The organism is Nocardioides sp. IC4_145, from assembly GCF_011250565.1.
Classification (GTDB): domain Bacteria; phylum Actinomycetota; class Actinomycetes; order Propionibacteriales; family Nocardioidaceae; genus Nocardioides.
Window position 1 is genome coordinate 1 of sequence record NZ_JAANMS010000074.1, and the last position, 10327, is coordinate 10327.

Consider the following 10327-nt stretch of genomic DNA (forward strand, 5'->3'; position numbering starts at 1 on the left):
GGGCCTGGGTGGAGACGTAGTAGGGGTGCACGTCCCGCGGCAGCTCGACGAACTCCACCAGGTCGTGCTCGGGGTTCAGGCCCGAGAAGACCAGACCCGCGTCGGACAGCTGCTGGCGGTAGGCGTTGTTGACCTCGTAGCGGTGGCGGTGCCGCTCCTCGATCTGCGCGGCGCCGTACAGCTCCCGCACGATCGAGCCCTCGGCCAGCGCGGCCGGGTAGAGCCCGAGCCGCATCGTGCCGCCCAGGTCGCCCGAGCCCTCGACGTACTCCTTCTGCTCGGCCATCGTCGCGATGACCGGCTCGGCGGTGTCGGGGTCGAACTCGGTGGAGTCGGCCTTCTCCAGGCCGGCGACGTTGCGGGAGTACTCGATGACCATGCACTGCAGGCCCAGGCACAGCCCGAGCGTCGGGATCCCGTGGGTGCGGGCGTAGGTGAGCGCGCCGACCTTGCCCTCGAGGCCGCGGATGCCGAAGCCGCCCGGGACGCAGATCGCGTCGACGTCGCTGAGGAGCCGCTGCTGCCCGGCGGGCGTCTGGCACTCGTCGGAGGGGACCCACCGCAGGTGCACCTTCGCCTCGTGCGCGAAGCCGCCGGCCCGCAGCGCCTCGGCGACGGACAGGTAGGCGTCGGGGAGGTCGACGTACTTGCCGACGAGGGCGACGGTGACCTCCTCACGCGGGTGGTGGACACGCCGCAGCAGGTCGTCCCAGGCGGTCCAGTCGACGTCGCGGAACGGCAGGTCGAGGCGGCGCACGAGGTAGGCGTCGAGGCCCTCGCGGTGCAGCACCTTGGGGATGTCGTAGATCGACGGGGCGTCGGCGCAGGTGATGACCGCCTCCTCGTCGACGTCGCACATGAGCGCGATCTTCTTCTTGATGCCCTCGGGCAGCTCACGGTCGGCGCGGCAGACCACGGCGTCGGGCTGGATGCCGACCTGGCGCAGCGCGGCGACGGAGTGCTGCGTGGGCTTGGTCTTCAGCTCGCCGGACGGGCCGATGTAGGGCACGAGCGAGACGTGGATGAAGAAGCAGTTGTCGCGGCCGACGTCGTGGCGCACCTGGCGCGCGGCCTCGAGGAACGGCAGCGACTCGATGTCGCCGACCGTGCCGCCGACCTCGGTGATGACCACGTCGACGGCGTCGTCGCCCTCGCCGGCCATGGCGCGGACGCGGTCCTTGATCTCGTTGGTGATGTGCGGGATCACCTGGACGGTGTCGCCGAGGTAGTCGCCGCGGCGCTCCTTGGCGATCACGCTGGAGTAGACCTGGCCGGTCGTGACGTTCGCGATCTGGTTGAGGTCGGTGTCGAGGAAGCGCTCGTAGTGACCGATGTCGAGGTCGGTCTCGGCCCCGTCGTTGGTCACGAAGACCTCACCGTGCTGGAACGGGTTCATCGTCCCGGGGTCGACGTTGAGGTAGGGGTCCAGCTTCTGCATCGTCACGCGCAGACCGCGCGAGCGGAGCAGCCGGCCGAGGCTCGAGGCCGTCAGACCCTTGCCCAGCGAGGAGGCGACGCCTCCGGTCACGAACACGTGCTTGGTGGGCGTCGGGTTCTTCACGGGACTCCATGCTATCCCAGGAACCGGCGGATCAGCCCAACGGCACGGCGCCGTCTGCGCCGGTCGCGCCGAACTCCCCGCCCTCGCCCGCCAGCCGGCGCAGGACGCCGAGCACCGTCGTCACCTGGCCCAGCGTGCTCTCGGCACCGTCGACCGTCGTGACGACGTCGGCGACCGGCTCGCGGCGCAGCGCCGCGAGCAGCCCGCCGGCGCGCCCGGCCGCGGTCGTGCCGGCCACCACGACGCCCCGCGAGGTCTCGGTCGCGCCGCTGAGCAGTCCGTCGAGCACGGCGAGCGTCGCGGCGGTCGGCTCGCTGTCGCCGAGGACGACCAGGACGGCCGGAGCGCGCGGCGTCTCGCCCTCGGGCGAGACGACCAGCTCGGCGGCGGCCAGGCTCTGCCGGACGGTGCGGGTCTCCTCGGTGGGCGCGCTCGCCTCCTCGCCGGTCGTCGCCAGAGCGACGCCGAGCAGCTGGCCCATCCGGGCGTACGTCGCCGCGTCGGCGTCGACCACCCCCGCGCCCAGGTCGGCCGCGAGCTGGCTGCCCAGCGTGTCGACCAGCGCCTTCTCCGAGGCCACCAGCAGCGCCGGCTGCACGTCGTAGCGGCCGGTGACGGAGCCACCGGCCAGCTCGACCTGCTCGGTCAGGCCCGCGACCGTGCTGTCGTCGGCGCCGGGCATCGCCAGCAGCGCGACCGGCCGGTCGGCCAGCCGGCCGTCGTACAGCTGCTCGGCCGCGGCGCCGGCGAACGTGTCGCCGTAGCCGGCCGCCAGCCGTGCCTGCTGGGTCACCGCCCGGGCCGGGGCGGGCTGCGCGTCGTCGCGGCCGAGCTCGCTGAGCGGGCCGCCGCCGAGGACGACGCCGACGGCCAGGGCCAGGAACACCGCGACGAGCGAGACGACGTGGTGGCGGTAGGTGATCACGGGAGGAGTCCTTGCAGGGTCTCGGAGAGCTGGTCGGCCCACTCCTGGCCGACCGGGGTCACGCCGACGGCCGCGGCGAGCGCGACCAGTCCGGCGACCATGACCAGGAGCAGGTGGTGCGGGCGCACGCGCCCGGAGTAGAGGTAGGGCACCGCGGCCGCGTCGACGAGCCGCGCGCCGAGCTTGAGCCGGGTCAGGTAGGTGCTGGCGAGGCCGGAGCGCTCCCGGTCGAGGAACTCCTCGAGCGTGGCGTGCATCCCGACCCCGATGACGACCGCCGCGTCGCCGGCGTCGGCGAGCAGCAGCGCGGCGTCCTCGGCGGTCGCGTCGGTCTCGATGCGCAGCGGGCGGACGCCGAGCCGGTCGAGCGAGTCGACCACCTCCTTGCCGCTCGTGCCGCGGCCGGTGCGCACCACGACGTCGCGCGCGGCCTTGAGCGCGGCGGCGGTGGGTACGCCGTCGGGCACGGCGGCGTCGACGACCACGACGTCGGGGCGGCGGCCGATCCCGCGGACCGTGTCCGCGCTGCGACCCACCGCGACCACCACCGGCTCCTGCTCGCGCAGGTAGGGACGCAGCAAGGTCAGCTCGGCCTCGACCTCGGGGCCGTCGGCGACGACCACGACCGTGCGTCCGGCGATCCTCGTCGCGGGCACCGGCACCCCGACGCCGTGCAGCAGCAGGTCCTGCTCACGCTGCAGGAACGCGGCGCTGTTGTGGGTGAACGTCTCCAGCTGGGTCGCAAGGCCCCGCCGGGCCCGCGCCAGCTCGGTCTCCACGGTGGCGGCGTCGAGCGCCCGACCGCTGGCCACCACCCGGCCGCCGTCCGCGCCGTCGTCCTCGAGCACCGAGCCGGCGTGCAGCCGCACCCGTCGCCCGTCGTCCAGCCCGGCCAGCGCGCCCGGGCCGACGCCGTCGACCATCGGGATGCCGGCGCGGAGGAGCACCTCCGGGCCGAGGTTCGGGTAGCGGCCCGAGACCATCGGCGCGACGTTGACGACCGCCGCGACCTGGGCGTCGACCAGCCGTTGGGCGGTCGCGCGGTCGAGCGCGGGGTGCTCGAGGACCGCGATGTCGCCGGGGCGGAGCCGGGGCAGCAGCACGCGGGCACGTCGCTCCACCCGCGCGGTCCCGGCCACCCCGGGCAGGTCGGAGGTCTGCGGGCGGGTGGGGAGTCTCATGGCCGACCCATGGTCACAAACGCGGCCGGCCCCTCGGCGTACCTCTTCCGGCCGGGCGCGTCGGCGTGGCCCGCGTCACCCGGCAGCGAGGGCCCTCGCGCTGGAGGCGACCTCGAGCAGCTCGCGGGCGTGGGCCAGCGCGGTGTCGCTCTCGGTCATCCCGGCCAGCATGCGGGACAGCTCGCGCTCGCGCGCGGCCTCGTCGAGCACGGTGAGGCCGGAGCTGGTGACGGTGCCGTCGCTGGACTTCTCGACCACGACATGGCGGTCGGCGAACGCCGCGACCTGTGGGAGGTGGGTCACGACCAGCACCTGGGCGGACCGGGCCAACCGGGCGAGGCGACGCCCGATCTCCACCGCGGCGGTGCCGCCAACCCCGGCGTCGACCTCGTCGAAGACGAACGTCGGCACCGGGCTGGTGCCGGCCAGCGCCACCTCGAGCGCCAGCATCACCCGGGACAGCTCGCCCCCGGACGCGCCCTTGTGCAGCGGGCGCGGGTCGGAGCCGGTGTTGGCGGCGAGCAGCAGCTCGACCTCGTCGACCCCGGAGGAGCCGTAGCGCAGGTGGCGGTCCCCCACCAGCAGCGGAGCGTGCGGGCCGGTCGGGCCACCGGGGTGCGCCTGCGGGTCGAGCTCGGTCTGCCGGACCTCGACGCTCACCCGGGCGTGCGGCATCGCCAGCAGGCCGAGCTCCGCGGTGACCTCGGCCGCGAGCCGGCCGCCTGCCTCGGTCCGGGCGGCGGTGAGCGCGCCGGCGACCTCGGCCAGCTCACCGCGCAGCGTCTCCCTCTCGGCGCGCAGCTCCTCGATCCGCTCGTCGGTGCCGTCCAGCTCGAGCAGCCGTCGCGAGGACGTCTCCGCCCACGCCAGCACCTCGTCGATGGTCTCGCCGTACTTGCGCGTCAGCGCGGTCAGCGCCGCCCGCCGCTCGGAGACCGCCGCCAGCCTCGCGGGGTCGGTCTCGATGCGGGTGGCGTACGACGCCACGTCGGCGGCGACGTCGGAGAGCAGGTAGGTGACCTCGGCCAGCCGGTCGGCGAGCTCGGCCGCCTCGGTGTCGTGCTCGCGCACGCCGTCCAGCGCCGACCGGGCGGCCGAGACCGTGCCCAGCGCGTCGGGCGCGCCGTGCTCGCTCGACAACGCCTCGCGGGCGACCTCGGCGGCGGTCCGCAGCGTGTCGGAGAACCCCAGGCGGGTCTCCTCCGCAGCCAGCAGCTCGTCCTCCCCCGGCTCCGGCGACACCTGCTCGACCTCGTCGAGCCCGAACCGCAGGAGGTCGGCCTCGCGGGCCCGGTCGCGCGCGGACGCCACGACCTCGTCGAGCTCGCGCTCGGTCGCCTCGAGCCGGGCGTACACCGCGCGGTACCGCTCGCGCAGGCCGGTCACCGCCTCGCCGCCGAACCGGTCGAGCGCCTCCCGCTGCCGCCGTGGCTGGAGCAGCCGGTGCTGGTCGGACTGGCCGTGCACGGCGACCAGCGGCTCGGTGAGCTCGGCCAGGGTCGAGACCGGCACGCCCGCGCCGCCGACGTACGCGCGCGAGCGGCCCTCCGCCGAGACGTTGCGCGCCACCACGACCCGGTCGTCCTCGACCGCGCCGCCGGCCTCCTCGACCGCGGCACCGAAACCGCTGAGCGTGCTGGCGTCGACGACGCCCTCGACCCGCGCCGAGCGCGCGCCCGACCGCACCGCCCCGCTGTCGGCACGACCGCCGAGCAGCAGGCCGAGGGCGGTGACGATCATGGTCTTGCCGGCGCCGGTCTCACCGGTGATGACGGTCAGCCCCGGGCCCAGCTCGAGGGTCGAGGAGTCGATGACCCCGAGCGAACCGATCCGGATCTCCTCGAGCACCCTCACGCCTCCCGTCGTCGTCGTTCCGCCTGGCCCCGCCAACCCTCGACCGGGAGGCCGAACTTTGCCACCAGCCGATCGGTGAACGGGGAGTCGTGCAGCCGCACCAGCCGCACCGGGTGCTCGCCGCGGCGCACCTCGATCCGGGCGCCCGGCGGCAGGTCGACCGTTCGTCGGCCGTCGCACCACAGCACGCCCGCTCCCTCGGTGCGCGCCAGCACCTCGACGGCGAGCACCGAGGTCGGCGCCACCACCATCGGCCGGGCGAAGAGCGCGTGCGCGCTGATCGGCACCATCAGCAGCGCCTCGACGCCCGGCCACACGACCGGTCCGCCGGCGCTGAAGTTGTACGCCGTGGAGCCGGTCGGCGTCGCGCACACCACCCCGTCGCAGCCCCACCGCGACAGCGGGCGGCCGTCGACCTCGACGACCACCTCGAGCATCCGCTCGCGGGCGGCCTTCTCCACGCTGGCGTCGTTGACCGCGAAGGTGCGGGTCACCAGCTCGCCGTCGCGGAACACCTGCACGTCGAGGGTCATCCGGTCCTCGGCGACGTAGCGCCGCTCGACCACTGCGTCGATCGTCGACTGCACGTCGTCGACCTCGGCCTCGGCGAGGAACCCCACGTGGCCGAGGTTGACGCCCAGGACCGGGGTGCGGCTGCTGTAGGTGATCTCGGCGGCGCGGAGGATCGTGCCGTCCCCGCCGATGACCACCGCGAGCTCGCAGTCCGCGGCCGCGTCCTCCTCGCTGTCGGTGATCTCGATCGCCGGGGAGTACGCCGACGGCTCGAGCGCCAGGTCGGCCGCCTCGGCGGCAAGCACCCGCACGACGATCCCGCTGGCGCTCAGCGCCTTGCAGAAGGCCAGTGCGACCTCGCGCGCCTCCTCCCGCCCGGTGTGGGCGACCATGAGGACGCGCCGGGTCGGCGGGGCGGAGGCGGTCATGGGCCCACTCTCTCACCGGGCGCCGACGGTGGCGGACCGCCGCGCACGACGGCGTGGACCTCCTCGGCGTCGATGCTCGCGGGGCCCTTGCGCAGCCACAGGAAGAACTCGACGTTGCCCGACGGCCCGGGCAGCGGGCTCACCGTCACCGCCCGCGCGCCCCAGCCCCGCTCCGCGGCCGCGGCCGCCACGGACAGCACGGCCTCGGCTCGCAGGCCGACGTCCCGCACGACGCCACCCTTGCCGACCCGGTCCTTGCCGACCTCGAACTGCGGCTTGACCATCGGCACCAGGTCGCCGTCCTCCGCGACGACCGCGACGAGCGCGTCGAGCACCAGCTCCAGGGAGATGAACGACAGGTCGCCCACGACGAGGTCGACCGACCCGCCCACCAGCTCAGGGGTGAGCTCGCGGACGTTGGTCCGGTCGTGCACGACGACGCGCTCGTCCTGCTGGAGGCGCCACGCGAGCTGGCCGTAGCCGACGTCGACGGCGACCACCTCCGCCGCGCCCTCGCGCAGCAGGACGTCGGTGAAGCCGCCCGTCGACGCACCCGCGTCCAGGCACCGGCGTCCGGCCACCTCCAGGCCGAGCGGCTCGAAGGCGGCCAGCGCCCCGGCCAGCTTGTGCCCGCCCCGGGAGACGTAGTCCGGGCGGTCCGGGTCGTCGGCGACGACCAGCGCGACGTCGGTGGTGACGCCCGTCGCGGGCTTGGTGGCCCGCGCACCCTGCACGGTCACGCGTCCGGCGGCGATCAGCTCGCTCGCGTGCTCGCGGGAGCGCGCCAGGCCGCGGCGCACCAGCTCGGCGTCCAGCCGGAGTCGACGAGGTGGCACGGCGTTCAGGCGGGGTCGGTGGGAGACGAGCCGGGCGGTACGTCGGTCGCCGGGTCTGCGTCCAGGGCGCGGCGCAGCTCGGTGTGGGCCGTCTCGAAGACACCGACGTGCTCCTCGATCGGCCGCTCCTCGAGCTCCTCGACGGCGGCCAGCACCTCGTCGACCCGCGGGACGCCGGTGGGCACCGGTCCGCCGGCGGCCGGGGCGTCGCGGGGGTCCTCGGGCTGCTGGTCCATGCGGGGGAGGTTACCGGTCGGCGGGCGCCGGGGGCTCCAGGTCGCTGACGTCGGCCGGCTCCCCTGTCGCGTCCAGGTGGGCCCATCCGGCGACGGCCACGACCCGCCACCAGTCAGCGGCGCCGCCGGACCCGTCGACCTGCACGCGGCCCCGCACGACGCCGGCCCGCCAGCCGCCGACCTCGCAGGTCGCGCCCGTCCCGTCGCCGTCGGTTCCCGGAACCGCCTCGGGGTGTGCCTCGAGCAGTCCCGCGAGGTCCGGCGCGAGGTACGTCGGCCGCTCCTCCGGCCGGGCCGCGACCAGCTCCGGCAGCCCCGTGACACCGGTGAGCACCAGCAGCGTGTCGAGGTCGGCGTTCCGGCCGCCCGCGATGTCGGTGTCCAGCCGGTCACCGACCATCAACGGCCGCTCGCCGCCGACCCGGCGGACCGTCTCGTCGAGCAGCGGCCGTTGCGGCTTCCCCGCCACGACCGGAGCCACTCCGGAGAAGCGCTGGACGGTCTCCACGAGCACGCCGTGGCCGGGAGCCGTGCCGTAGGCGGTCGGGATGCTGAGGTCGGTGTTCGACGCCACCCACCACAGGCCGTCGCGCACCCGGACCGCCGCGCGCATGATGTCGCGCCACAGCACGTCCGGCCCGTAGCCGGTCACCAACGCCTGCGCCTCGTCCTCGACCCCGACCGGGCTGAGACCGGCCGACCGCACGGCCTCCTCGAGACCAGCGGCCCCCAGCAGGACCACCGGCGCGCCCGGCGCCAGCCGCTCGGCCAGCACCCGGGCGGCGGCCTGGGCGGACGTGACCACGTCCTCGGGCCCGGCCGGGACACCGATCCGGGTGAGGTGGTCGGCGACCGTGCTCGGCGGCCGGGAGGCGTTGTTGGTGATGAACGCGAGCCGTTGACCGGCCGCCCGGGCGGCCTCGAGGTGCTCGGGTGCACCGGGCACGGCGTCCCCGCCGACGTACACCACCCCGTCCAGGTCGAGCATGGCCAGGTCGTGCGTCCGGGACAGCGGCGCCGGGGAGCCCTGCAGCACGTTCGCCTCCTTCCGGCGTCGTCGAGCGGGCAGCCTACGATGCCTCGATGGACCCCAGCGCCGTGGTGACCCCGCCCTACGTCGCCGGCCCCTTCGCGCTGGCGCCGTTTCGCGCGCTGATGATGGCTCCGCGTCTGGTCGGGGACCCCTCCTCCGCACGCGCCTTCGCCCGGCCCTACGGCGCCGTGCCCGAGCGCCTCGAGCGGTGGCGCGTGCGCGGCCAGCTCAGCCGGGACGAGGCCCCGGCGGTCTACCTCCACGAGTACACCGCGGGCGGCATCACCGTCCGGGGGCTGGTCGGCGTGCTGGACGTCTCGCGCCGAGCGGCGACGCCGGAGGAGCGGGCGATCTTCCCGCACGAGGGCATCCACCCCGCGCAGGCCGACGAGCTCGCGGACCGGATGACCCAGATGGCGCTCAACCCCGCGCCGATCCTGCTCGTCCACCGGGGACGGCCCGAGACCCGCGAGGTCCTCCGCCAGGTCCGGAGCGAGCCTCCTCTGCGCGAGTTCACCGACCGCGCCGCGCAGCAGCACCGGCTCTGGGCGGTGCGCGACCCCGAGCGCCAGGCGCTCCTCGCCGAGCAGCTGGCCGGGACCCGCGCGCTCATCGCCGACGGGCACCACCGCTACAGCGCCTACCTCCGTCTCCAGCGCCGCGCGCCGAGCACTGCCAGCGGCGGCGGCCTCGCGATGCTCGTCGACCAGGACGACACCCCCCTGTTCCTCGGTGCGATCCACCGGTTGCTGGTGGGCAGCCGGTACGACGACGTCCGCGCCGCCGCGGAGCACGTCGGGCTCCGCTTCCAGGACCTCTCCCCCGTCGCGGCGGTCGACGCACTCGCACCGGACACGCTCGTGGTCACCGACAGCAGCCGTTGGGCGGCCCTCCACGTCCCGGTCGGGCCGGAACGGCTGGCGATCGAGGTCCTCCACGAGGACCTCGTCCCCGCCCTGGCCCGCGGACCGCACCGGATCGGCCACCACCACTCAGCCGAGGACGTGCTCGCGCACGCCGGTCCCGAGACCGGGACGGCTGTCCTCGTGCCGGCCCCCGCGGTCGACAACGTCCTGCGGATCGTCGCCGCGGACCGTCTCCTGCCGCAGAAGGCCACGTCGTTCCAGCCCAAGCCGAGCACCGGCGTGCTCATCCGGTCGTTGCGCGACGAATGAGCTTGCCGGTCCGGACCTCGACCTCGGTCCGGGACGCGGCGCTCCCGCCGGCACGGTAGAACCGGCGACGTACGGCGCCGCACACCTCCACCTCGTCACCGAGTCGCCAGGACGCCACGCTGCGCCGCGGACGCGCGGCCCAGACCGCGCAGTCGAGGGCGTCGACGGTCTGCTTCGACCTCCCGCGGTCCCCCGTCCTGGTCACCGCCAGCCGGAACGTCCAGACGGCGTCCCCGCTGGGCAGGACCCGCTCCTCGGGCGCCTGCGTCACCCGGCCGACCAGCCGGACCTCGTTCACGTGCTCCACCCGGCCGTCAGCGGCCGGGTCCTTCAGCTTCGTTCGTGCGGACATCCGCATCACCTCCGAGCACCACGCTCGGCGCCGGCACCGACGGTGCTTCGGGGCGATCGGTGGTCGTGTGGAGCGTGCTGCTCGAGTGCGACGTGTGGAGGAGAACCGGGCCGGTGGGAAATGCGAAGCGGGGCCATACCCGAAGGTATGGCCCCGCTTGCTAATGGTATGTCCGGCGGCGTCCTACTCTCCCACAACCTCGCGGTTGCAGTACCATCGGCGCTGAAAGGCTT

10 protein-coding genes are annotated in these 10327 nt (G+C 74.9%); 1 reads left to right on the plus strand and 9 read right to left on the minus strand.

The window, feature by feature from the left end:
* The 8 genes from G6553_RS20210 to G6553_RS20245 form a co-directional block, all read right to left on the minus strand.
* On the minus strand, window positions 1–1561 hold a 1561-nt coding region (locus tag G6553_RS20210; RefSeq protein ID WP_166196866.1), incomplete at its 3' end, for a CTP synthase.
* 31 nt (window positions 1562–1592) lie between these two features.
* A complete protein-coding gene (locus G6553_RS20215) occupies window positions 1593–2486 on the minus strand; it encodes a copper transporter (protein ID WP_166196868.1) in 894 nt (297 codons plus the stop codon).
* Window positions 2483–3667 carry a putative cytokinetic ring protein SteA gene (gene steA, locus G6553_RS20220; RefSeq protein ID WP_166196870.1) on the minus strand — a complete coding sequence of 395 codons (1185 nt, stop codon included), beginning with the start codon at window positions 3665–3667 and terminating at the stop codon, window positions 2483–2485. The genes G6553_RS20215 and steA overlap by 4 nt, the downstream gene beginning before the upstream one ends.
* A gap of 75 nt (window positions 3668–3742) precedes the next feature.
* A complete protein-coding gene (gene recN / locus G6553_RS20225; protein WP_166196882.1) occupies window positions 3743–5515 on the minus strand; it encodes a DNA repair protein RecN in 1773 nt (590 codons plus the stop codon).
* Between the two features lie 2 nt (window positions 5516–5517).
* Window positions 5518–6462, minus strand: coding sequence for an NAD kinase (locus G6553_RS20230; protein ID WP_166196872.1), 945 nt, complete (start codon window positions 6460–6462; stop codon window positions 5518–5520).
* The gene (locus tag G6553_RS20235; RefSeq protein WP_166196874.1) at window positions 6459–7298 is read right to left on the minus strand and encodes a TlyA family RNA methyltransferase; all 840 of its coding nucleotides are present in this window, start codon (window positions 7296–7298) and stop codon (window positions 6459–6461) included. The genes G6553_RS20230 and G6553_RS20235 overlap by 4 nt, the downstream gene beginning before the upstream one ends.
* 5 nt (window positions 7299–7303) lie before the next feature.
* A complete protein-coding gene (locus G6553_RS20240; protein ID WP_166196876.1) occupies window positions 7304–7534 on the minus strand; it encodes a hypothetical protein in 231 nt (76 codons plus the stop codon).
* A gap of 10 nt (window positions 7535–7544) precedes the next feature.
* Window positions 7545–8570 carry an HAD-IIA family hydrolase gene (locus G6553_RS20245; protein ID WP_347565833.1) on the minus strand — a complete coding sequence of 342 codons (1026 nt, stop codon included), beginning with the start codon at window positions 8568–8570 and terminating at the stop codon, window positions 7545–7547.
* Between the two features lie 47 nt (window positions 8571–8617).
* Here G6553_RS20245 and G6553_RS20250 point away from each other — a divergent pair, with 47 nt between their 5' ends.
* The gene (locus tag G6553_RS20250; protein WP_166196878.1) at window positions 8618–9742 is read left to right on the plus strand and encodes a DUF1015 family protein; all 1125 of its coding nucleotides are present in this window, start codon (window positions 8618–8620) and stop codon (window positions 9740–9742) included.
* Here the strand turns inward: G6553_RS20250 and G6553_RS20255 are convergent.
* Window positions 9717–10094 carry a single-stranded DNA-binding protein gene (locus G6553_RS20255; RefSeq protein ID WP_166196880.1) on the minus strand — a complete coding sequence of 126 codons (378 nt, stop codon included), beginning with the start codon at window positions 10092–10094 and terminating at the stop codon, window positions 9717–9719. The two genes, G6553_RS20250 and G6553_RS20255, sit on opposite strands and share 26 nt — an antisense overlap.
* Between the last annotated feature and the right edge of the window lie 233 nt (window positions 10095–10327).